Genomic DNA, 23,066 nt, shown 5'->3' on the forward strand with positions numbered 1-23,066 from the left:
GCCGATTGTCTGCGCCCTTCTCAAGCGCCAGCCTGCGCGCGCCGTCCCAGCCAGAGGGCCATCTGCATGCCCGCCAGCGAACAGCCGAGCGCGAACACCCAGGTCCAGTGCCAGCCTCCCACGCGCTGGGCCAGCCAGCCCACGACGGGGGGCGCCAGGAACTGGCCGAGCGACGAGGCCTGCTGCATCAGCCCAACCGTGGTGGAGGCCGCCTGCGGCACCACGCGTCCCGCCAGCAGGAAGAGCGTGGCGGGCACCATACCGCCCGCCAGCGAGAACACGCAGACGGCGAGGTAGCGAACGGGCATGGGCAGCGCCCAGACCTGATCGCCGCTGCCGATCTGGGCGAAGGCCAGGGCAGCCATCAGCGCCATCACCAGAAAACCGCGCACCAGCAGGCGTTGCGGCGCGTGCCCGCGCTGCAGCAGGCGGCCGCCGCACACGTTGCCGACGATGTTGACGGCGGCCGCGACCGCGGTGAGCAGCGCCGTCCAGGCCGCCGGCATGCCGGCCGACGCGTAGATGGTCGGCAGGAAACCGATCACAGCCATCCACTGCGCCGCATAGACGCAGAAGGCGCCCGCCACCAGCCAGGCGCCCGGCTCGCGCAGCGTCAGGCCCAGGCGCGACGACCAGCCAGCGCCAGCGCCAGCGGGTGCGGGGCGCCCCCCATCGGCCGGCACGGCATGGATCAGCCCCAGCATGGCCATGGCGGACACCAGCGCGGCGCCTTGCCACCAACCCGTCCAGCCCGCGACGTGAAGGAACACGGGCCCCGCCAGCAACGCGAGCGACACCCCCAGGGGCATGTAGGCGCCCCACCAGCCCAGCGCCGCCTTCTCGGTGCCGGGCACCGCCAGCCGCCGCACCAGCGCCGGCCCGGGCATCACCGCCAGCAGAAAGCCCGCCCCTTCCACCACGCGCAGCGCGAGCATGGCCCCGAAGCCGATGCCCATCTGCCCCCAGGCACCCGCCGCCGCCGACGCGCCGGTAAGCAGCCCGAGTCCGATGAGCATGCAGCGCCGCGCGCCCAGACCGTCGGCCAGCACGCCCGCCAGCAGGCCGAACCCCATGCCCGCGAACTGCAGCACCGATAGCAGGAAGCCGGCCTGCACCAGCGACAGCCCCAGTTCGTCGTGCAACGCCGGCAACGCAGGCGGCAGCTTGCCCAGATGGATGGCGGCGCTCACACCACCGAAGACCACGAAGAAGGCGGCGTGACGGGACACGGGCGCGGCCGTGCTCATTCGTCCGTCCACGGCCGGCCCGTCAGCCGCTCGTGTTCGCGCACGGCGAAGCGATCGGTCATGCCGGCGATGTAGTCGGCCACGGCACGGTGGCGGTCGGGGCGCCGCGCGTGCCGTTCGGGCAGGCTCAGGTCGCCCTGCACATAGGCCGCGAACAGGTCGCGCACCACGTCCTGCGCCCGCCCTGTCGTGCGGGTGACCTGCGGATGGCGGTACAGGTTGGCAAAGAGAAAGCGCTTGAGTGTCACCGACTGGCCGCGCATGTCCTCGCTGAAGCGCACCAGGGGCGGCAGCCGCCGCACCGCCTCAGCGTCCTGCGGATCGGCCTGCGCGAGCGCGGCGCGCGTGGTATCGATCAGGTCGTAGACCTGTTCGCTCAGCATTCGGCGGATGGCCTCATAGAGCAGGCGGCGATCGTCCAGCGCCGGGTGCTCGGCCAGCGTCTGGCGGCGGTGGCGCTCGAACAGCGGCACCTCCTGCAGCGCCTCCAGCCGCAACAGCCCCGAGCGCACGCCATCGTCGATGTCGTGGGCGTTGTAGGCGATCTCGTCGGCCAGGTTGGTGAGCTGCGCCTCGAGGCCGGGCTGCGTGCCATCGAGGAAACGCCGCGCGATGCCGCCGGGCTCCTGCGCCTCCAGCCGCTCGGCATTGGCGCGCGAGCAGTGCTTGAGGATGCCCTCGCGCGTCTCGAAACAGAGATTCAGGCCGTCGAAGCCGGGGTAGCGGTGCTCCAGCGCGTCGACCACGCGCAGGCTCTGAAGGTTGTGCTCGAAACCGCCGTGCTCGGCCATGCAGCCGTTGAGCGCATCCTGCCCGGCATGGCCGAACGGCGTGTGGCCCAGGTCGTGCGCCAGGGCGATGGCCTCGACCAGATCCTCGTTCAGGCCCAGGGAGCGCGCCACCGAGCGGCCGAGCTGCGCCACCTCCAGCGAATGCGTGAGCCGGGTGCGGAACAGGTCGCCCTCGTGGTTGAGGAAGACCTGCGTCTTGTAGACCAGCCGGCGGAAGGCGGTCGAATGGACGATGCGGTCGCGGTCGCGCTGGAAGTCGTCGCGCGTGGGCGCGGGCGGCTCGGCGAAGCGACGTCCGCGGCTGCGGGTGGGGTCGCTGGCCCAGGCCGGCGCGCTCATCGCCCTGCCTTGCCGGCGCGCACGCTCAGGCTGCCACGCATTCGGCCAGCACCTCGCGCACCAGGGCATCGGGCGCCGGGCGCATCAGGGCGCTGCCGGGCCGTTCGATGACCACGAAGCGGATCTCGCCGGCCTCGGCCTTCTTGTCCACGCGCATCAGGTCGAGGTAGCGCTGCGCGCCCAGAGCGGGCGCCACGACCGGCAGGCCGGCGCGGCGCACCAGCGCGGTCAGCCGCTCGACGAAGGCGGCATCGACGCCGCCCAGCTTCTGCGACAAACGCGCCGCCATCACCATGCCGCAGCCCACCGCCTCGCCATGCAGCCACTCGCCATAGCCCAGGCCCGACTCGATGGCATGGCCGAAGGTGTGGCCGAAGTTGAGGATGGCGCGCAGGCCCGACTCGCGCTCGTCCTGGCCCACCACGGCCGCCTTGATCTCGCAACTGCGGCGCACCGCATGGGCCAGGGCGGCGGGTTCACGCGCCACCAGCGCCTCGATGTTCGCCTCGATCCAGTCGAAGAAGCCCATGTCGTAGATGGGCCCGTACTTGATGATCTCGGCCAGCCCTGCCGACACCTCGCGCGGCGGCAATGTGCGCAGCGTTTCCAGGTCGCACACCACCAGTTGCGGCTGGTAGAAGGCGCCGATCATGTTCTTGCCCAGCGGATGGTTGATGGCCGTCTTGCCGCCCACCGATGAATCGACCTGCGCCAGCAGCGTGGTCGGCACCTGCACGAAGGGCACGCCGCGCATGTAGCAGGCGGCGGCGAAGCCGGTCATGTCGCCCACCACGCCGCCGCCGAGCGCGAACAGCACGGTGCGGCGATCGCAATGGGCGGCCAGCAGTGCATCGAAGATGGTCTGCAGCGTCTCCCAGTTCTTCTGCGATTCGCCATCGGGCAGTTCGACCACGCGCACCGTGGCGAAGCGGCCGGCCAGCGTGTCGCGCAGTTGCTGCGCATAGAGCGGCGCGACGGTGGTGTTGGTCACGATCACGGCGGCCGATGCCGCCGGCAGCGCGGCGTAGGTGGCGGGCTCGGCCAGCAGGCCGGTGCCGATCAGGATGGGGTAGCTGCGCTCGCCAAGGTCGATGCGGACTTGCTCGACGGCCGGCGCAAGGGATGGGGTAGCGGCCATGCCCCGAGTTTAGAGGGCGACCTCTGTCCTTCAGCCTTCGGAGGCTGCTTGCAGCTGCCGCTGGACGTCCGTCACCACGGCACCGACCGAGGCACGGCCCGTCTCGACGACGACATGGGCCACCTCGCGGTAGAGCCCGTCGCGCGCCGCATAGAGCTCGCGCAGACGGGCCAGCGGATCGGCCACCTGCAGCAACGGCCGCTTGGTGTCGTGGCGCAGGCGGCGGTACAGATCCTCAGGCGCCGCGTGCAGGTAGACGACACGGAAGGACTGCTGCAGGCAGGCACGATTGGCCGGCCGGATGACGATGCCACCCCCCGTGGCCACCACGCCGGCGCCCTGCTCGCCCAGCTCGGCGAGCACCTGTTCTTCGAGCTGACGGAAGGCGGCCTCGCCCTCGCGTTCGAAGTACTCGCGGATCGAGCAGCCGATGCGCTGCTCGATGACCACGTCGCTGTCGGCAAAGGCACGCTGCAGGCGGCGGCCGAGTTCCTTGCCCACCGCCGACTTGCCGGCGCCGGGCATGCCGACCAGGGCGATGGATTGGGAGGAGGACACGGAAGCCGAAGATGCGCAGGAGCCTGGTGGCCCCCGCAGGATGCGAAAACGCGCGGCAGTGTATCAGCGGCCCTGCCGGGTGCTCCTGCCCGGCAAAGCCTCGGCCGACATCAACGCGCGGCGTTGCGGTCGGTGATCATCTTCGGCGTGATGAACACCAGCATTTCGGTCTTGTTCGACACGCGATCACGCTTGCGGAACAGGGCGCCGACCACCGGCACCTCGCCCAGCACCGGGATGCGCGACTCGTCGTTGGTCTCGGTCAGCTCGAAGATGCCGCCGATCACCACCGTGCCGCCGTTCTCGACCAGCACTTCGGTCTGCACATGCTTGGTGTTGATGGCGGGGCCGGCCGAGGTGTTCACGCCGCGGGAGTCCTTGTTCACGTCCAGCGTCAGGATGATGTTGCCCTCGGGCGTGATCTGCGGCGTCACTTCGAGCTTCAGCACCGCCTTGCGGAAGGAGATCGAGGTCGCGCCGCTGGAGGTGGCCTGCTGGTAGGGAATCTCTTCGCCCTGCTCGATCAGCGCCTTGGTCTGGTCGGCGGTGATGACGCGCGGGCTGGAGATCACGCGGCCCTTGCCGTCGGCCTCGAGCGCCGAGATCTCCAGGTTCAGCATGCGCGAGAAGCTGGAGTTGAACAGCGCCAGCGTGAAAGCCCCGGCTGCATTGCCCGTGCCGCCAGCGTCGCCGGCGGGCAGGTTGATGAAGTTGTTGAGCGTGGCGGTGCCGAAGCTCACGGTGGGGCTGGTCGTCGTCGACGTGGTCGTGGTGGTGCCGCCCGTGGTGGTGCTGGTGGAGGTGGTGCCACCGCCGGTCACGGTCGGATAGGTGCCGAAGGAGCTACGGCTGTTGATGAAGCTGCCACCCAGGCGCGCGCCCAGCGACTTGCCGAAGGTGTCGGTGGCCTCGACGATGCGCGCCTCGATCATCACCTGGCGCACCGGCACGTCCAGCTTCTGGATCAGCTCGGCCACCTGGGCCAGCTTGGACGGCACATCCGAGACGAACAGCTGATTGGTGCGCGATTCGGCGATCACGCTGCCACGGGCGCTCAGGATGCGTGTGGCAGTCCCCGTGCCCCCCCCACCGCCGCCGGCGGCCGTGCCGGTGCCGGTCAGGCCCTGGGCGATGACGATCGCCTTGGTGTAGTTGAGCTGGAAGGACTGGGTGCGCAGCGGCTCCAGGTTCTCGATGGCCGCCTTGGCCTCGTATTCCATCTTCTCCTTGGCGTTGATCTCGTCCTTGGGCGCGATCCACAGCACCGAGCCGTTCTTGCGCATGCCCAGGTTCTTGGCCTGCATGATGATGTCCAGCGCCTGGTCCCAGGGCACATCCTTCAGGCGCAGGGTCAGCGAGCCGGTCACCGAGTCGGAGGTGACGATGTTGAAGTTGGTGAAGTCCGCAATGACCTGCAGCAGCGAGCGGATCTCGATGTTCTGGAAGTTCAGCGACAGCTTCTCGCCGGTATAACCCACGCCCTGGGTCAGCTTGGTCGGGTCGACCTTGCGGGCGCGCACCTCGACCACGAACTGGTTGTCGCTCTGGTAGGCGCTGTGCTCGTAGTCGCCGCGCGCGTCGATGGTCAGGCGCACGCGATCGCCCACCTGCTGGGCGTTGACGAACTGCACCGGCGTGTTGAAGTCCGTCACGTCCAGCCGTCGGCGCAGGCCCTCGGGCAGGGTCGACTTGGTGAATTCGGCCACCAGCGCGCGGCCTTGCTGGCGCACGTCCACACCGACCTGGTTGTTGGCGAGTTCGACGATCACGCGGCCCGTGTTGTCCGGGCCCAGGCGGAAGTCGATGTCGCGCAGCGGCTGGCTGTCGCGGTTGAAGTTCTCGGAAAAGGACTGCTGGGCCGGCGCGGCCAGCGCCTGGCCGGGCGCGGGGCTGAGCACCACGAGCAGCGAACTCCCCTGGATGTCCGTGCGATAGGCCGTGGCCTGCTTCAGGTTGAGCACCAGCCGCGTGCGATCGGCCGCCTGCACCACGTTCACCGACCGCAGGTTGCCCTGGTTCACGTCGACCGAGGACCGGCCCAGGGCATTGGTGGTGGCCGGAAAGTCCAGCGCGATGCGCGCCGGGTTCTGGACGGTGAAGCCGGTGGGTGGCGCGGCGAGCGGCCGGGCGAAGTCGATGCGCACGACCTCCGAGCCCGACTGCACCGAGCCCGTCACGGCCTGGATCGCGTTCTGCGCCTGCGCCAGCGCCATGCTTCCCAGGCAGAGCATCGCCATGCCCGCGCGCCGCAGCCAACCCAGTGCGGGAGTGCTGACCAATGACTTCATTTCGACCTCTCTTGCAGCTGCAGCGTCGCCGTGCGCTCGATCCATTCACCCGCGGCGTCCTGCACGATCTCGCGCAAGGCCAGCTCCGTCTCGTCGATGCGCATCACGCGCCCGTAGTTCTGTCCAAGGTGGTTGCCCACCCGCACCTGGTAGAGCAGCTTGTCCACCATCACCAGCGCCACCTGCTGACCCCCGCGCTTGAGGCTGCCCACCATGGCCATCGAATCCAGCGGATAGGCCTCCAGGGGCTCCTTGGGCCGGTTGAGTTCGGGCGCGATCAGGTCCGAGCGCACGGCAGGGCTCGTGCTGTCCCGTCGCAGGGCCTGCAGCAGCCGCTGGTTGTCGAAGGGCTCGACGGCGCCGGTCTCGGTGTAGGCCTGGGGCACGAACTTCTTCGGCTCGGAAATCTGCTCGATGCGCGGCTTGGCGTTGGCGCGTTCCTGGCGCATCCACTCCACCAGGTCGTCCTGATCGGATCCCAGGCAGCCGGTGAGCAGGACGGCTGCCGAACAGGCCAGCAGCAGGAGGCCGGTCTTCTTCATCATTTCTTGGCCTGGGCGGCGGACGCCTTGCGCTGCGCGGCCTGCTCGTCGGCATCCAGGTAGCGGTAGGTGCGGGCGGTGGCGTCCATGGTCAGCCCGCCGCCGTCCTTCTGGGGCACGATGGACAGGTTGTTGAGCGTCACGATGCGCGACAGGTTGGCAATGTCGGCAGCGAAGGCACCCATGTCGTGGTAGCGCCCCGTGACGCGCACGGCGATCGGCAGCTCGGCGTAGTAGTCACGCACCTCGACCTGGCCCGGGCGGAAGAGCTCGAACTGCAGGCTGCGGCCCAGGCCGGCCTGGTTGATGTCGGACAGCAAGGCATCCATCTCGGCCTTGCTGGGTAATTGCTTTTCGAGCACGAGCACGTACTGCTGCACCTGCTCGCGCTGCTTCTTCAGCTGCTCGAGGTTGACGGCCCGCGCCACTTTGGTCCGGTAGTCCTCGCGCAGCGACTGCTCGCGACCGAGGTCGGCCTGGTACTCCTCGTCCACGCCACCCAGCCAGACGAACCACAGCACCACCACCACCGCCGCCGCGACGACGGCGCACAGGGCGTAGCGCGGCACGGCCGGCCAGCGGGACGGATCGTTGGGATCGAGGCCGCGGAACTGCCGCGCGGCCGCGCGCAGTGCCGCACCCACATCCGCGCGTGGCAATGAAATGCGCGACGCCATCTCCGCTCGCCCTTTCAACCCTTGGTCGATGCCGCGGGCGCCGGCGACGTCGGCTTCTGGGCCTCCGTCGGACGGCGCACGCCCACGCGCATCGTGAAATTCGACACCCGGCGCTGATCCCGGGGACTGAGCGTGACCACGCCCGCAGTGATTTCCACCAACTCGGGCTTGACCAGCCAGGGGCTGCTGTTGCCCAGATTGCGCAGCAACTCCGAGACCCGCTCGTTGGACTGGGCCGCGCCCTGCAACGTCACGGTCTGGTTTTCCTGGCGCATGCTGGTCAGGTAGACGCCGTCGGGCAGCTGCCGGACCAGTTCATTGAGCAGGTGCACGGGCAGGTTGCGGTCGCCCTGCAGGTCTTCCACCGACTTCTGGCGCGCGCGCAGCCCGGCGATCTCGGCCTGCAGCGTGGCGATCTCCTTGATCTCGGTGTCGAGCTTCTGGATCTCCGAACTCAGCAGCGCGTTGCGCGTCTGCTGGTCGAGGATCAGTGCCTGCAGGTACAGGAAGGCCACGCCGGCGATCAGGCCACCGGCCAGGGCCGCTGCGCCCAGCGAAGCATAGAAGTTCTCCTTGCGCCGCTTGCGGGCCGCCTCACGGTGCGGCAGCAGGTTGATCAGGATCACTGCAGGAACCTCCGCATCGCCAGCCCGCAGGCCGTGAGGTAGGAGGCAGACTCGCGCTGGAGCCGCTTGGCACGCACGCCCGAATCGAACTCCATGCCCTCGAAGGGATTGAGCAGCGAGCAGGCGAAGGAGGTCTGGCGCGTCACCGCATGGGTGAGCCCCGGCAGCCCCGCGGAGCCGCCGGCCAGCAGCACGTAGTCCACGCGGTTGTGCGGCGTGCTGGTGAAGAAGAACTGCAGCGCCCGCGCGATCTCCTGCGCGATGCTGGCCACGAAGGGCTTGAGCACGGCGGATTCGTAGTCCTCGGGCAGGTCGCCGCTGCGCTTCTTGGCCTCGGCCTCCTCGGCCGAGAAGCCGTACTGGCGCACAATCAGCTGGGTGAGCTGCGCGCCGCCGAAGGCCTGGTCGCGGTCGTACAGCACTTCGTCGTTGCGCAGCACCTGCATGCTCGTGGTGCTGGCTCCCACCTCGAACAGCGCGACGACGGCGTCGCGGCCCTGGGCGGGCAGTTGCTCGATCAGCCGCGCCGCGGCGAGCCGGGAAGCGAAGGACTCCACGTCCAGGATCACCGCCTTCAGACCGGCCGCCTCCGCCAGACCCTGGCGGTCCTGCACCTTCTCCTTGCGGGAGGCGGCGATCAGCACCTCCACGTCCTCGGGGCTGCCCGGGCTCGGGCCCATGACGCAGAAGTCGAGGCTTACCTCGTCCAGCGAGAAGGGGATGTATTGGTTGGCCTCGGACTCGACCTGGACCTCGAGCTCCGTCTCACTCAGGCCGGCCGGCAGGATCACCTTCTTGGTGATCACGGCCGACGGCGGCAGCGCCAGGGCGGCATTCCGGGTCTTGGCGCCGCTCTTGCGGACGGCCCGACGGACGGCTTCGGCCACCTCGTCGAACTTCTCGACGTTGCCGTCGGTGATCCAGCCACGCTCCAGGGGCTCGATCGCGCAGCGCAGGAGCACCAGCTTGCCTGCGGGGTTGCGCTCGAGTTCCACCAGCTTCACGCTGGACGAAGAGACGTCCAGGCCCAGAAGAGGCGGCGGCTGTCGACGAAAAAGTGATCCAAGGGCCATCGGAGGACGCTCAGCCGTTCACGTGCTTGTAACACTTGGCAAAAAATGCGTGTGAATAGATGCTATCAGCGCAACGCCCCACGCACCAACAGCCGCCGTCGGCTTTTTTTAACGAAATTGCATTAGTTGTTAAAAGAATACGAAGGCACACCGCCGCATCCTCAACCCAAAGTAACGATCAGTGTAACCAGGGGTGAGAAGCGACCCGGTTTTTATAATCCGCGGCCCCAAGAGCCTCTCGCCCCATGCCCCCCTCCTCACGCGCGCCGGCGCCCTCCCCCCGAGAAGACAAGGCCCAGAAGCGCCCGCCCGGGCACGCCTGGCTGCGTTGGACCACGCGCATCCTCCTGTGGATGCTGGGCATTGCGGGTGCCGCCGTCGCCAGCGCGCTGCTGGTGGGGGCAGTGGCCCTGGCTGTCGCCTATCCCAACCTGCCGGACGTCTCGGAACTCGCCGACTACCGGCCCAAGCTGCCGCTGCGCGTCTTCTCCGCGGAAGGCATCCAGATCGGCGAGTTCGGCGAGGAGCGCCGCAACCTCACGCCCATCGCCACCGTGCCCAAGGTGATGAAGGAGGCGGTGCTGGCGGCGGAAGATGCCCGCTTCTACGACCACGGCGGGGTGGACTACAAGGGCGTGATCCGCGCCGGCCTGGCCAACCTCAACCGGGTGAAAAGTCAGGGTGCATCGACCATCTCCATGCAGGTGGCGCGCAACGTCTACCTCAGCTCCGAGAAGACGCTCACCCGCAAGATCTACGAGATCCTGCTGGCCTTCAAGCTGGAGCACCAGCTCAGCAAGGACCAGATCCTCGAGATCTACCTCAACCAGATCTACCTGGGCAACCGCTCCTACGGCTTCGCCGCTGCGTCCGAGTCGTACTTCGGCAAACCGCTGCAGGACATCACCATTGCCGAGGCCGCGATGCTGGCCGGGCTGCCCAAGGCACCGGGCGCCAACAACCCGGTCAACAACCCCTCTCGTGCGCGAGCGCGCCAGCTGTACGTCGTCGACCGCATGGTCGAGGCCGGCTTCATCACCGAGGCGCAGGCCAAGGAGGCCCGTGCCGAGCGCCTGCACCTGCGCAACGCCAACGATCCTGACCGGCTGCATGCCGAATACGTGGCCGAGACGGTCCGCCAGCTGATGTACGCGCAGTACGGCGACAGCACCTACACGCGCGGCTTGAAGGTCTACACCTCGCTGGTCGCGTCGCAGCAATCGGCGGCCTACTCGGCCCTGCGCCGCGGCATCATGGACTACGAACGGCGCCAGATCTATCGCGGCCCCGAGAAGTTCATCGACCTGCCGAGTGACCCCAAGGAGCTCGACGAGGCCGTGGACGACGTGCTGGCCGAGCATCCCGACAACGGCGACGTGATGTCGGCCGTGGTGCTCAAGGCCAGCCCCAAGGAAGTGACCGCCGTCCGCGCCAGTGGCGAAGAACTGCAGATCAGCGGCGAAGGCCTGCGCCCGGCCCAGTCGGGCCTGTCGGACAAGGCGGCGCCCAACGTGCGCATCCGCCGCGGCGCCGTCATCCGCGTCGCCAAGACGGCCAAGGGGACCTGGGAGATCACACAGTTGCCCGAGGTGGAAGGCGCCTTCGTGGCCATGGACCCGCGCGACGGCGCCATCAAGGCGATGGTGGGCGGCTTCGACTTCGGCAAGAACAAGTTCAACCACGTGACGCAGGCGTGGCGGCAACCAGGCTCCAGCTTCAAGCCCTTCATCTACTCGGCCGCTCTGGAGAAGGGCTTCATGCCCAGCACCGTGGTCAACGACGGGCCGCTGTTTTTCGATGCCGGCACCACCGGCGGCCAGCCCTGGGAGCCGAAGAACTACGACGGCAACTTCGAGGGCCCGATGCCGCTGCGCCGGGCGCTGATGAAGTCCAAGAACATGGTGTCCATCCGTGTGCTGCAGTCCATCGGCACCCGCTACGCGCAGGACTGGATCACCAACTTCGGCTTCGAGCGTGAAAAGCACCCAGCCTACCTGCCGATGGCGCTGGGCGCAGGCTCGGTCACGCCGATGCAGATGGCAGCGGCCTATTCGGTGTTCGCCAACGGTGGCTACCGCGTGAATCCCTACCTGATCACCCGCATCACCGACCACAAGGACCGGGTGCTGGTCGATGTGCAGCCACCGCTGCGGGGCGAGACCTCGCGCGCCATTCCGCAGCGCAACGCCTACATCATGGACAGCCTGCTGCAGTCCGTGGCCAGCGGCGGCACCGCGGCCAAGGCCCAGGCCACGCTCAAGCGCGTCGACCTCTACGGCAAGACGGGCACCACCAACGATTCGCTGGACGCCTGGTTCGCCGGCTTCCAGCCTACGCTCACCGCCGTGGTGTGGATGGGTTACGACACGCCACGCAAGCTGGGCGACCGTGAGACGGGCGGCGGCCTGAGCCTGCCGATCTGGATCAGCTTCATGCAGACCGCCCTCAAGGGCGTGCCGGTGAGCGAGATTCAGTCGCCGCCGGGGGTGGTCAACATCGGCGGCGAGGTCTACTACGACGACTACACGCCCGGCCGGGCCGTGAGCACGCTGGGCGTCGAGCCCGTGACGGTGCCGGGCATCGACGGCAGCACCCACCCGGCCGGCGCCCCCTCGGGCGGCGAAGAGCGTAACCGGATCCTCGACCTGTTCCGCAACTAGGTGTCGAGTTGCAATAGGTTGTTCTCACAAAGGCGGGAGGCTGGGGGCTTGTGCCCCAGAGCACAGTGCGGGCGCTCGCAGTTGTAGTAGCGCAGGAAAGCGGGCAACCAAGCGGTGCGCTCGGCACTGTTGGCCCAGGTGCGTCCATAGGCCCATTCGCGCAGACAGGTCTGAATGAAACGCTCGGCCTTGCCGTTGGTCTGGGGGCGGTAAGGCCGGGTGAAGGTGTGCTTGATGCCGAGCGCCTGACAGGTCTTGGCGAACAGCCGCGAGCGATACGCCGAGCCGTTGTCGGTGATCAGCCGCTTGATCTTCACACCCAGCTGCTCATAGTGCGCCACTGCCGCCAGCAGGAAGCTCACCGCCGAGTCCTTGCGCTCGTCGGCATGCATCTGCACGAAGCCCAGGCGGGAATGGTCGTCGATGGCCACATGGGCGAACTCCCAGCCCGCGCCGTCCACCGAGTCACGCCGGTTGCCCGTGACGCGGTGGCTGGGTCGCACGATGCGCTCGAGCTTCTTGGTGTCGATGTGCAGAAGCTCACCGGGTGCATCGCGCTCGTAGCGCAGCGGCACGCTGACAGGATCGAGCGCCTTCAGGCTGGACAGTCCCAGACGCGCGAGCAGCCGGCACACGGTGGGCACGCTGCGCCCGACGATGCGAGCGATCTGCCGCATGGGCATGCGACAGCGGCGAAGCTGTTCGATGCGCTCGCAAAGCTGCGCGTCCAGGCAGGAGCGCGTGCGAGCCGGGCGTGAGCTGCGGTCCAGCAGGCCGCGCTCGCCATGCTGCTCGAAGCGCTGGAGCCACTTGCGTGCGGTGCGCGGGCTGATGCCCGCAGCCTCGGCTGCGGGCATCAGCCCCTGGACAGCGATGCGTTGGACAAGCAATTTGCGCCCTTCGAAGGTCAATCTGGCATTCTTATGGCTGTTCACTCGGAAGGTCCTTCTGGTGACTGAAGCGTGGTAACTCCAGTCTCCCAGACCCTTCCGGGTGAACAACCTATTGAGACATGACAACTAGGCCGGCGGCCGCGGGCTTCCCGGCTGCCCCGACGCGGCCGGAGGCCCGCCGGGGCGCCTGCGGCTCAGCCCGCCCTGAAGCCCAGGGGCTCGCCCGCCTGCAGGCTGCACTCCTGCGACAACCGGGCAAAGAGCTCCTCGCCGGTCTTGGTGTCCACCCACTGCTGCCCGTCGTGGCGGAAGTGGTAGCCGCCGGTGCGGGCCGCCAGCCAGATCTCGTGCAGCGGCGGCTGCAGGTTCACCACCACCTGGCTGCGGTTGGCGAAGGTCAGCGTGATCATGCCGCCGACCCGCTGGTTGTCGATGTCCGCGTCGGTGTTCTCGTTGATCTGGTCGCAGCTGCGTTCGATGGCTGCCAGGGCGGATTCCGCGAGATCGAGGTACTGGGCGTCGGTCATGACTGGATAAAATTTCGCGATGTTGAATGCTCGGCAAATTCTAGTGAGCGCCCCCTTGCGCCACCTCGCCAAGGCCTTTGCGCTCGCGGCCCTCGCCGCCCTGTCGGCCTGTGGCCAGCGGGGCGCGCTCTACCTGCCGACCGAGCCCGCTGCCGCCCAGCGCGCCACCCTGCCGCAGGTGCTCACCGGCTCCGGCAACAAGGCCGCGCCAGCACCTGCCGACGCCGCCAGCGCTCCGGCCTCCACCTCGGCTCCCGCTTCCCGTCCATGACCGCTTATCCTGCTTTCGCCGGCACCGTGCTGCCGGGCCAACCCCACATTGCCCGCGAGGGCGGCACGCTGCGTGTCGAACAGGCCGACCTGCAGGCGCTCGCGCGCGAACATGGCACGCCGCTGTTCGTCTATTCCAAGCAGTGGATGCTCGATGCGCTGGCCGCCTACCGCCGCGGCCTCGAAGGTCGCGACGCGCTGGTCTGCTATGCGTTGAAGGCAAACTCCTCGCTGGGCGTGCTGCGCGTCTTCGCCGAAGCCGGCTGCGGTTTCGACATCGTCTCCGGCGGCGAACTGGCCCGTGTGCTGGCGGCAGGCGCCGATGCGCGCAAGGTGATCTTCTCCGGCGTGGGCAAGACCCGCGCCGAGATGCGCCAGGCCCTGGACGCCGGCATCGCCTGCTTCAACGTCGAGAGCGAAGCCGAACTCGACGTGCTGAGCGACGTCGCCGTGGCCGCCGGCAAGCGCGCGCCGGTCAGCCTGCGCATCAATCCCAACGTCGACGCGAAGACGCATCCGTACATCTCCACCGGCCTCAAGGGCAACAAGTTCGGCATCGCCCACGATCGCGCGGTCGAGGTCTACCTGCATGCCGCATCGCTGCCGGGGCTGGCCGTGGTCGGCATCGACTGCCACATCGGCTCGCAGATCACCGAGGCCTCGCCCTACCTGGATGCGCTGGAGCGCGTGCTCGACCTGGTGCAGGCCATCGAGGCCCAGGACATCCGGCTGCAGCATCTGGACTTCGGCGGCGGCCTGGGCATCGACTACAACGGCGACACGCCACCCGCCGCCGATGCGCTGTGGCAGCAGTTGCTGGCCCGGCTGGACGCCCGTGGCTTCGGCGACCGCAAGCTGGTCATCGAGCCCGGCCGCTCGCTGGTGGGCAACGCAGGCGTCTGCCTGACCGAGGTGCTCTACACCAAGCCCGGCGAAGAGAAGAACTTCTGCATCGTCGACGCAGCCATGAACGACCTGCCCAGGCCCGCCATGTACGAGGCCTTCCACCGCATCGAACCGGTGGTGCTGAAGGCGGATGCCGAGCCGGTGCGCTACGACGTGGTCGGCCCGGTGTGCGAAAGCGGCGACTGGCTGGGCCGCGACCGCGACCTCGCGGTGCAGTCCGGCGACCTGCTGGCCGTGCTCTCGGCCGGGGCCTATTGCATGAGCATGGCCAGCAACTACAACACCCGCGGCCGCGCGGCCGAAGTGCTGGTCAGTGGCACCGAGGCCCGACTCATCCGCCGGCGCGAGACGGTGGAAGACCAGTTGCGCGCAGAGCAACTGCTTTGACATGACAAAGGCGGCCCAGGCCGCCTTCTTTCATGGCGCTACCGCGTGGCGCTTGCTCTGCGCGTGGCAACTGCATGCCACACGCGCCAGCCCAGCAACACCGCAATGACGACCGCGTAGATGCCGACCTCGCCGAAGTTGTTCTTGCCGGCCCGCATCCAGAAGAAGTGCAGCAGCCCCAGCCCGGCGCACAGGTAGACCAGGCGATGCAGCCGCTGCCAGCGCTTGCCGCCCAGCGCCTTGATCGCGCGGTTGAAGGAGGTGGCGGCCAGCAGCGTCAGCAGCACGAAGGCCGCAAATCCCACCAGGATGAAGGGCCGCTTGGGAATGTCCGCCACGATGGCCGGCAGGTCGAAGCCCATGTCGAACCACGCGTAGCACAGCAGGTGCACCACCACGTAGAAGTAGGCGAAGAGCCCCAGCATGCGGCGCCAGCGCGCGATCGCGGTGAGCCTGGCCATGACGCGCAGCGGCGTCACGGCCAGCACGATGCAGAGAAAGCGCAGGGCCCAGTCGCCCGTGGCACGCAGCAGGTACTCCGCCGGGTTGGCGCCGAGTTGGTCGGCCACGGCGCCATAAAGCAGCCACGCGAAGGGCAGCAGGCACAGCACGAACACCGCCGGCTTGGCAACCGGATGCATCAGCAGCCGGTTGAGCCCGTGACCGCCCGCGGGCCGGGCTGCCGGCCTGCGGCCCGCCTGTGCAGCCGTCGCCATCAGTAGAACTTCTTCAGGTCCATGCCCGCATAGAGCTGGCCGACCTGCGCCTCGTAGCCGTTGAACATCAACGTCTTGCGCCGCTTGGCGAACAGGCCGCCGGGCTCACCGATGCGGCGCTCGGTGGCCTGGCTCCAGCGCGGATGGTCCACCTCGGGATTCACGTTGGAATAGAAGCCGTATTCGTTGGCCGCCGCCTTGTTCCAGGCCGTGCCCGGCTCCTTCTCGACAAAGCGGATCTTGACGATGGACTTGGCCGACTTGAAGCCGTACTTCCAGGGCACCACGATGCGCACCGGCGCGCCGTTCTGGTTGGGCAGCACCTCGCCGTACATGCCGAAGGTCAGCAGCGTCAGCGGATGCATGGCCTCATCCATGCGCAGGCCCTCGGCATAGGGCCAATCGAGCACGCGCGAGCCGACGAAGGGCATGGTCTTCGGATCGGCCAGCGTCACGAACTCCACGTACTTGGCATTGCCCTGCGGCTCGACCCGCTTGATCAGCTCGGCCAGCGAATAGCCGACCCACGGGATCACCATCGACCAGCCCTCGACGCAGCGCAGGCGGTAGACCCGCTCTTCCTGCGCGGAAAGTTTGAGCAAGTCCTCGATGCCGTACTTGCCGGGCTTCTTGACCAGACCCTCGACCTCGACCGTCCACGGCCGGGTCTTGAGGGTGTGGGCGTTCTTGGCCGGGTCGGCCTTGTCGGTGCCGAACTCGTAGAAGTTGTTGTAGGTGGTCGCGTCCTTGTAGTCGGTGACCTTTTCCATCACCTGCGCGCCCGCCACGTTCGACTTGGCACCCGGCAAGGCAGCCAGCTTGCCGCCGGAGTTCTGGGCCTGCGCCATCGCCTCGCGGCCGGCCCAGCCGGCCAGGGCCGCACCAGCGGCGCCGGTCGCCATCAGGCGCAGGAGTTGCCGGCGCTGTTCGTACACCGCGCGCGGCGTGATTTCGCTGGAGATGGGATGAACGAAGCCGTCATCGCGGGAACGGATCAGCATGGGGGAGCCCTTTCGCAGGCGGTGGGACACAGGTGGACCCTGAGGAGTTCGGTGCCCACGTCCATTTGGTTACGCAGGCGGGCTCCACCTGGATTTCAGTCTGCCCCAAAAGCCCTGCCCCCGCCGCGGGTGGGGCTGGGCCGGCACGCGGGCCGGCGGCCGTGGCCTACAGCGTGCCGTAGCTGTGCAGGCCCGACAGGAACATGTTGACGCCCAGGAAGGCGAAGGTGGTCACCGCCAGGCCTACCAGCGCCCACCACGAGGCGACCGTGCCGCGCAGGCCCTTGACCAGTCGCATGTGCAGCCAGGCCGCGTAGTTGAGCCAGACGATCAGCGCCCAGGTCTCCTTCGGATCCCAGCTCCAGTAGCCGCCCCAGGCGTCGGCGGCCCACAGCGCGCCCAGCACCGTGGCGATGGTGAAGAAGGCGAAGCCGACGGCGATGGCCTTGTACATCACGTCGTCCAGCACCTCGAAGGCCGGCAGGCGGGCGGCGATGCGGCGGCGGCCCAGCAGGATGCCGGCCGCGATCAGCGCAGAGATGAGCGCATAGCCCACCCAGTAGCTGCCGCCCGCCTCGGCCACACCACGCTGGCGGAAGGCGATGGGCACGAAGCACAGCGCTGCGCCCAGGAGCCAGATGGGTGTCAGGCGCCACCAGCGGGTCTCGGCCGCCTGCTGCTTGATGAGGTAGGCGAAGGCCACCATGGCCGCCAGCGAGAAGGTGCCGTAGCCGATGAAGTTGGCGGGCACATGCAGCTTCATCCACCAGCTCTGCAGCGCGGGCACCAGCGGCTGGATCTCGTGCGCGCCGCGCACCAGCGTGTACCAGAGCAGGAAACCCACCGCCGCGCTCACCACCAGCATGACGAAGGCGCCGAGGGCGCGGGTGCGGTAGCGCTCTTCGTAGTAGAGGTAGAAGGCCGCCGTCATCCAGCAGAAGAGCACGAAGACCTCGTAGAGGTTGCTCACCGGGATGTGGCCGATGTCGGGGCCGATCTGGTGGCTCTCGTACCAGCGCACCATGGTGCCGATCAGCGCCATTGTCACGGCGGCCCAGGCCAGGCGCGAGCCGATGCGCTCCATGGCATCGGATTGGCCGCTGGCAAAAAGGCCCAGCCAGTAGAAGAGGGTGCTCATGAAGAAGAGCACGCTCATCCACAGGATGGCCGACTGGCTGGAGATGAAGTATTTGAGCCAGAACACGGTGTCAGCCCGCGCCAGGTCGCCCTGGTAGCTCACGATGGCCAGCACCGAGGCGGCGGCCACCACGACGCCCAGGCGCTGCAGCGGCCGCCAGAACCAGCCCAGCCACACCAGCGCCGGCAGCGTGCCCAGCAGGATTGCCTTTTCGTACCCGTCCATCGCGCCGTGATAGCGCGCCAGCGCGAACAGCCCGCCCGCCAGCACGAAGGCGGCAAACAACCAGTCGGTCAGGCTGCGGCGGGAAAACCAGCCTTCGTTGAGGCTCAGCGTGGTGGTGCTGGTGACGGTGTTCATCGGGATGGTGTCTCCGCAGAAGAAGGCGTGTCGGCCGGGGGCAGGCCCAGCAGGCGCTCGCGCAGGCGGTGGAATTCCTTGTCGGTGTCCAGGCCGCGGCGGTTGACCGAGAGGGCCATCGACGCCTCGGCGCCGGTTCCGTCGGCACGGGGCGCCAGCCACACCCACAGCCGCCGCTCGCGGACGTAGAGCATGGCAAAAATGCCCACGATCAGCAACAGGCAGCCCAGGTAGACCACGCTCTTGCCCGGCGCGCGGGCCACCTGGAAGACGCTGGCCTGCACCTGCGTGAAGTCGGTCAGCATGAGCGCCACGGGCGCCGGGTAGAAGGCGGCGTCGCTCAGCGACAGCACGGCCTGCGTGAGCCAAGCCTGGGATTTCTCGTCGCGCTGCAGTGGCGGCTGACCCGCCTGCGTGCGGCTCAGGTTGAGCAGCTCGAAGAGCACGTCGTTGACCACGCGAACCAGGATCTGACCCGCGCGCTCGCGCTCGGCTTCGGGCACCTGCTGGTCGATGAATTCGGCGATGGCCTGCCAGCCGGAGGCATTGCGCCCATCCGCGCGCGCCGTGCCGGCCTGCAGTTGCTCGGCACCGGCAAACAGGCCGATGGCGCGCAGGGCCGAGGCACGCAGCTGCTGCGCCTGCTCCGGCCGATCGGGGCCGATGGCCTGGGCCACGTAGCGGTCGACGGCCTGGGCGCGCACGGCCGGGTCGGCCAGCGCCTCGCGCAAGCGGGTAAAGCCCGCCGTGCCCATCTCGTCGTCGGCGGGCACGCGCAGGTAGCGGAAAGGCTGGTCGGGCTGCTCCCGCACACCCAGCAGGAAGACCGGCGGCGCGCCCTCCTCCATCACCGTGGGCACCATGTAGTTCTGGTACTCGCGCGCCTGACCGGCCGCGTCGCGCAGCTTGTAGCCGATGCTCGGGCCGATGTTGCGCAGCTCCTTGGGCTTGTCCACCTTGTGGGCCGCGCCCAGACGCGACTCAAGGCTGCCAACCAGATCCACCTTGCGCACGTCGGCCCCGCTGCCGCCGTTGGCGCCAACGAAGTTCTCGACGTTGATCACACGCAGCGCCGTGTATTCGAGCGTGAGCTTGTCCTGGCCATTGGTCAGCTCGGTGCTGCTGCCGATGGTGCCCTCGACCTCGAAGGGCCTGGCCGCCGCGCCCATGGGCACGGCGCGCAGCTTCACGCGCGAGCCGCCGTCGTCGAAGCTGGACTGGTAGATCTCGATGCCTTTCCAGCTCGCGGGATGGTTGACCTCGATGCGCGCAGTCTTGCTCTCGCCGCTGGCGCGGTCGTGCAGCACCACCTCGCTGGCGAAGAGCTTGGGCATGCCGGTCGCGTAGTAGTCGACGATGAACTTCTTGAGCTCGATGGCGAAGGGCAGCTCCTGCAGCAGCACGCCATCGGCCTGATTGAGGATGGCCACCGACGACTGCGCACCCTCGGGCACCAGGATGTTGCCGCGGAAGGTCGGGTTGGTCGGCGCCAGGCGGTGTTGGGCTGGCACGTCCGCGATCATGCCGCCGCCGGTGTAGACCGACTTGCCGCCCAGCCAGGTCTGTGCACGCACGATCAGGTCGCCGTCGAGCAGGCCGCCCAGGCAGATCAGCACGATGGCGCCGTGGGCCGCGATGTAGCCCAGCTTGTTGGCGCCGCCCGCACGGGCCGCCACCATCCAGCCCGCCGGCGCGCCCGCCGTCTCGCGCTTCTGCAGCTTGACCTTCCAGCCGCCCCCAACCAGTTGCTGGCCGATGCGGTTGGCGGCGGCGTCGGGCGACTCGGCCAACACCGTCTCGGCGCGCAGGCCGAAGGCCTTCAGGCCCTGCACGCGAAGGTCTTCCTTGTAGCTGCGCAGGTCGCTCATGATGCGCGGCGTGTTGCGCGCGATGCACAGCGAGGTGCTGATCACCAGGAAGGCCAGGATCAGCAGGAACCACCAGGCGCTGTAGATGGTGTCCAGCCGCGCGCTGCGGAACACCTGCGCCCAGAAGGGCCCGAACTGGTTGATGTAGTTGTTGATCGGCTCCTGCTGCTTGAGCACGGTGCCGATCACGGATGCGATGCAGATCACCGTCAGCAGCGCGATGGCGAAGCGCATCGATGACAGCAGCTCCACGGCGGCGCGCAAGGCCTGCGAGCCGGTTCGAAGGCGAAGGCCGTGGGTGGAGACGCTCATGACGGAAGGCAGCAGTGGGCAGGAAAAAGGGCGGGCGATCCCCAGGGATCGGCCCGCCCTTGTTGAGTTGGATTGTCGGCGGTTGGTTCGACGGTTTTTTGACTTGCGTTAAGTCAACGCAGGCCGGCAATGTAGTCGGCCACGGCCTTGATCTCGCGGTCGTTCATCTTGGCGGCCACGCCCGTCATCTGCGGGCTGTTGGCGCGGATGCCATCACGGAAGGCCTTCAGCTGGCCCTCCGTGTAGTCGGAATGCTGGCCACCCAGGCGTGGGTACTGGGCGGGGATGCCGGCGCCGGTGGGGCTGTGGCAACCGGCGCAGGCAGGCACCTGACGATCGGCGATGCCGCCACGGTAGATGCGCTCGCCCAGCACGACGAGGTCCTTCTCCTTGGCGAAACCGGGCTTGACCGTCTTGCTGCCCAGGAACCAGGCGATGTCGCGCATGTCCTGCTCGCTCAGGTTGGCGACCATGGGCTGCATGATCGGGCTCTTGCGCTTGCCGGACTTGAACTCGTGCAGCTGCTTGAGGATGTACTCGGGATGCTGCTGCGCCAGCTTGGGGTTGGCGGCGATGGCCGAATTGCCGTCGGCGTTGTGGCACGAGGCGCAGGCGACACCATTGGGCGGGGCTGTCGTGAAGAGGGTATCGCCCTTGGCCGGATCCGGCTTGGCGGGCTTGGCCGCGGTGGCCGGAGCATCTGCCGCCATGGCCGTTCCCCCCAGAACGGTCCCCAGCACGGCAGCAAGCAGATAAGGCGCGAACAACTTCATATCGTGGGCTTCTTCACTTGTACGCTGACTGGCGCAAAACCGGGCAATTCTACAATCGCCCTCCCTTTCCACGGCCTCCTTGAGAACCCTGTACCGAATGGATCAAACTTTTCCGCCCTCTCCTGCGGATGACGCGGCCGACGCCGCAGCGGCACCCGCCAGCGGATCGGCGGAGAACGCCAGTCCGCCCGCCTCCACCGTCCCTGCGACGCCCGCACCCGCCGCCAGCTTTGCCGAGCGCGCCCGCACCGCCCTGGGCTGGATGCACACCGCCCACTTCCTGCTCAGCTCGCCGCGGCTGGACACCCTGCCCCCGCTGGGTCTGCCCGAGATCGCTTTCGTGGGCCGCTCCAACGCCGGCAAGTCCACCGCCATCAACACGCTGACGCAGCAGAAGCGGCTGGCCTTCGCGTCCAAGACGCCCGGCCGCACGCAGCACATCAACCTGTTCGGCGTGGGCAAGGGCCAGGTGGACGACGCCGTGCTGGCCGACCTGCCCGGCTATGGTTATGCCGCGGTGCCACGCGAGGCCAAGCTGCGCTGGCAGCGCGTCATGGGCAACTACCTGATGACCCGCGAGCAGCTGTCCGGTGTCGTGCTGATGTGCGACCCGCGCCTGGGCATGACCGAGCTGGACGAGGTGCTGCTGGAAGTGATCCGCCCACGCGTGGAGCAGGGCCTGAACTTCCTGGTGCTGCTGACCAAGGCCGACAAGCTCACGCGGGCAGAGGCCAACAAGGCACTGTCGATTGCGCGACTGCAGGCCGGCGGCGGCGAGGTCAGACTCTTCTCCGCCCTCAAGAAGCAGGGTGTGGACGAAGCGGCCGAGATCATCTGGCGCTGGACGCACCCCGACGCCGGCTGACGCGACCTGCATCCACGCACGCGTCTTCCGACCCATACCCAGGAGACACGTGCGATGACCGACATCCAGACCTTCGAGCGCGCGCTGCCGCATGGCATCACGCTCAGCTGCCGCGCGGCCGGCGAGCCCGGCCGGCCGCTGATGCTCTTGCTCCACGGCTTTCCGGAGGCGGCCTTCATCTGGGATCCGCTGCTGGCGCATTTCGCCCGACCGGAGAACGGCGGCTATCGCTGCGTGGCGCCCAACCTGCGCGGCTTCGAGCGCTCCAGCGCGCCGGCGGAAGTCGAGGCCTACCAGGCCCATCGCCTCATGCAGGACCTGCGCGCCCTGGCCGAGAGCGAAGCAGCCGGGGGCCGGATCGACACGCTGATCGCCCACGACTGGGGCGGGGCCTTCGGCTGGGGGATGGCCAGTGCGATGCCCGAGCGCGTGGGCCGGCTGGTCATCATCAACTCACCGCATGCCGGCACCTTCGCGCGCGAGCTGAAGAACAGCTTCGAGCAGCAGGAAGCCAGCGCCTACATGAACTGGCTGGCGCGCCCCGGCAGCGAGGAGGTGCTGGCGCGCGACGACTTCGCGCGCCTCTTCGGCATGCTGTCGTCCATGCAGGCCAGTGCTGGCAATGCCGACTGGCTCACCGAGGACGTGAAGGCGCAGTACCGGGATGTGTGGTCGCAGGGCCTGGTGGGCGCCTGCAACCTCTACCGCGTCACGCCGCTCAAGCCTGGCGCCGACATTCCCGACATCCCGCGCGAGCGCGTGACGGTGGACATCCCAACCCTGGTGCTATGGGGCATGGCCGACATCGCGCTGCGCCCAGGCCTGCTCGATGGCCTGGGGGACTACGTGCCCCAGCTCGAGGTCGAGCGGCTGGAAGGCGCCACGCACTGGGTGGTGCACGAGCAGCCTGAACTGGTGATGGCACGCATCGGCGCCTTCATCCGGCGCCATCCGCGCCTGAGAGGCTGAGCGCCAGCGGGTGCGCGAATGGGGTTCAGTGACCCAACACCGTTCGGGCTGAGGTTCTATGGTTCTCGTCAAGCGACAGTGGCCGCCAGGCGGGCATCGAACATCGCGTGTTGCTTGAACAGCGAGAAGGCCACGCGCATGA

21 protein-coding genes are annotated in these 23,066 nt (G+C 68.3%); 5 read left to right on the forward strand and 16 right to left on the reverse strand.

Annotation, left to right across the window (positions count from 1 at the left end):
* Positions 1-20: 20 nt before the first annotated feature.
* The 9 genes from ABIC63_RS13540 to ABIC63_RS13580 all read right to left on the reverse strand — a co-directional run bounded on the left by ABIC63_RS13540 (position 21) and on the right by ABIC63_RS13580 (position 9,279).
* Positions 21-1,247, reverse strand: coding sequence for an MFS transporter (locus ABIC63_RS13540; RefSeq protein ID WP_294370564.1), 1,227 nt, complete (start codon positions 1,245-1,247; stop codon positions 21-23).
* A complete protein-coding gene (locus tag ABIC63_RS13545; RefSeq protein ID WP_354320104.1) occupies positions 1,244-2,377 on the reverse strand; it encodes a deoxyguanosinetriphosphate triphosphohydrolase in 1,134 nt (377 codons plus the stop codon). Before ABIC63_RS13545 ends, ABIC63_RS13540 begins: the two co-directional genes overlap by 4 nt.
* A 25-nt stretch (positions 2,378-2,402) precedes the next feature.
* Positions 2,403-3,515, reverse strand: coding sequence for a 3-dehydroquinate synthase (aroB, locus tag ABIC63_RS13550; RefSeq protein WP_354320105.1), 1,113 nt, complete (start codon positions 3,513-3,515; stop codon positions 2,403-2,405).
* 30 nt (positions 3,516-3,545) lie between these two features.
* Positions 3,546-4,073, reverse strand: coding sequence for a shikimate kinase (locus ABIC63_RS13555; RefSeq protein ID WP_294370568.1), 528 nt, complete (start codon positions 4,071-4,073; stop codon positions 3,546-3,548).
* Positions 4,074-4,183: 110 nt separating this feature from the next.
* Positions 4,184-6,361, reverse strand: a complete 2,178-nt coding sequence (locus tag ABIC63_RS13560; protein WP_294370572.1) for a type IV pilus secretin PilQ — start codon at positions 6,359-6,361, stop codon at positions 4,184-4,186.
* Positions 6,358-6,903, reverse strand: coding sequence for a pilus assembly protein PilP (locus ABIC63_RS13565; RefSeq protein WP_017757750.1), 546 nt, complete (start codon positions 6,901-6,903; stop codon positions 6,358-6,360). The genes ABIC63_RS13560 and ABIC63_RS13565 overlap by 4 nt, the downstream gene beginning before the upstream one ends.
* On the reverse strand, positions 6,903-7,580 hold the full coding sequence (locus ABIC63_RS13570; protein WP_114802285.1) for a type IV pilus inner membrane component PilO: 678 nt from the start codon (positions 7,578-7,580) through the stop codon (positions 6,903-6,905). The genes ABIC63_RS13565 and ABIC63_RS13570 overlap by 1 nt, the downstream gene beginning before the upstream one ends.
* Before the next feature lie 14 nt (positions 7,581-7,594).
* Positions 7,595-8,206: a PilN domain-containing protein gene (locus tag ABIC63_RS13575; protein ID WP_294370577.1), complete on the reverse strand. Its 612-nt coding sequence runs from the start codon at positions 8,204-8,206 to the stop codon at positions 7,595-7,597.
* Complete coding sequence (locus ABIC63_RS13580; protein ID WP_354320106.1) at positions 8,203-9,279, reverse strand: pilus assembly protein PilM; 1,077 nt, start codon at positions 9,277-9,279, stop codon at positions 8,203-8,205. The genes ABIC63_RS13575 and ABIC63_RS13580 overlap by 4 nt, the downstream gene beginning before the upstream one ends.
* 245 nt (positions 9,280-9,524) lie before the next feature.
* Between ABIC63_RS13580 and ABIC63_RS13585 the strand changes: the two genes are divergently transcribed.
* Complete coding sequence (locus ABIC63_RS13585) at positions 9,525-11,939, forward strand: penicillin-binding protein 1A (RefSeq protein ID WP_476346707.1); 2,415 nt, start codon at positions 9,525-9,527, stop codon at positions 11,937-11,939.
* Here ABIC63_RS13585 and ABIC63_RS13590 read toward each other — a convergent pair.
* Positions 11,936-12,874 (reverse strand): IS481 family transposase, encoded by a 939-nt coding sequence (locus ABIC63_RS13590; RefSeq protein ID WP_354320107.1) that lies wholly within the window; start codon positions 12,872-12,874, stop codon positions 11,936-11,938. The two genes, ABIC63_RS13585 and ABIC63_RS13590, sit on opposite strands and share 4 nt — an antisense overlap.
* Positions 12,875-13,026: 152 nt before the next feature.
* On the reverse strand, positions 13,027-13,359 hold the full coding sequence (gene cyaY / locus ABIC63_RS13595; RefSeq protein WP_294370581.1) for an iron donor protein CyaY: 333 nt from the start codon (positions 13,357-13,359) through the stop codon (positions 13,027-13,029).
* Between the two features lie 19 nt (positions 13,360-13,378).
* Here cyaY and lptM point away from each other — a divergent pair, with 19 nt between their 5' ends.
* Both lptM and lysA read left to right on the forward strand, forming a co-directional pair.
* Positions 13,379-13,630, forward strand: a complete 252-nt coding sequence (gene lptM / locus ABIC63_RS13600) for an LPS translocon maturation chaperone LptM (RefSeq protein WP_295373930.1) — start codon at positions 13,379-13,381, stop codon at positions 13,628-13,630.
* Positions 13,627-14,922, forward strand: coding sequence for a diaminopimelate decarboxylase (gene lysA, locus ABIC63_RS13605; RefSeq protein WP_354320108.1), 1,296 nt, complete (start codon positions 13,627-13,629; stop codon positions 14,920-14,922). The genes lptM and lysA overlap by 4 nt, the downstream gene beginning before the upstream one ends.
* Before the next feature lie 38 nt (positions 14,923-14,960).
* On the opposite strand, the gene msrQ is transcribed toward lysA, so the two are convergent.
* The 5 genes from msrQ to ABIC63_RS13630 all read right to left on the reverse strand — a co-directional run bounded on the left by msrQ (position 14,961) and on the right by ABIC63_RS13630 (position 21,090).
* Entirely contained in the window at positions 14,961-15,638 is a 678-nt protein-coding gene (gene msrQ / locus ABIC63_RS13610; RefSeq protein ID WP_354320109.1) for a protein-methionine-sulfoxide reductase heme-binding subunit MsrQ, read from the reverse strand.
* On the reverse strand, positions 15,638-16,639 hold the full coding sequence (gene msrP, locus ABIC63_RS13615) for a protein-methionine-sulfoxide reductase catalytic subunit MsrP (protein ID WP_294370588.1): 1,002 nt from the start codon (positions 16,637-16,639) through the stop codon (positions 15,638-15,640). Before msrP ends, msrQ begins: the two co-directional genes overlap by 1 nt.
* Positions 16,640-16,805: 166 nt before the next feature.
* A complete protein-coding gene (ccsB, locus tag ABIC63_RS13620; RefSeq protein WP_354320110.1) occupies positions 16,806-18,137 on the reverse strand; it encodes a c-type cytochrome biogenesis protein CcsB in 1,332 nt (443 codons plus the stop codon).
* Positions 18,134-20,317 carry a cytochrome c biogenesis protein ResB gene (locus tag ABIC63_RS13625; RefSeq protein ID WP_354320111.1) on the reverse strand — a complete coding sequence of 728 codons (2,184 nt, stop codon included), beginning with the start codon at positions 20,315-20,317 and terminating at the stop codon, positions 18,134-18,136. Before ABIC63_RS13625 ends, ccsB begins: the two co-directional genes overlap by 4 nt.
* A 113-nt stretch (positions 20,318-20,430) precedes the next feature.
* Complete coding sequence (locus ABIC63_RS13630; RefSeq protein ID WP_354320112.1) at positions 20,431-21,090, reverse strand: c-type cytochrome; 660 nt, start codon at positions 21,088-21,090, stop codon at positions 20,431-20,433.
* A gap of 97 nt (positions 21,091-21,187) precedes the next feature.
* Here ABIC63_RS13630 and yihA point away from each other — a divergent pair, with 97 nt between their 5' ends.
* Both yihA and ABIC63_RS13640 read left to right on the forward strand, forming a co-directional pair.
* Complete coding sequence (gene yihA, locus ABIC63_RS13635) at positions 21,188-21,955, forward strand: ribosome biogenesis GTP-binding protein YihA/YsxC (protein ID WP_502935874.1); 768 nt, start codon at positions 21,188-21,190, stop codon at positions 21,953-21,955.
* 54 nt (positions 21,956-22,009) lie between these two features.
* Positions 22,010-22,924, forward strand: a complete 915-nt coding sequence (locus tag ABIC63_RS13640) for an alpha/beta fold hydrolase (protein ID WP_354320113.1) — start codon at positions 22,010-22,012, stop codon at positions 22,922-22,924.
* The last annotated feature ends 142 nt before the right edge of the window (positions 22,925-23,066 follow it).

The organism is Pseudacidovorax sp. 1753 (genome assembly GCF_040544975.1).
GTDB lineage: Bacteria > Pseudomonadota > Gammaproteobacteria > Burkholderiales > Burkholderiaceae_C > Xenophilus.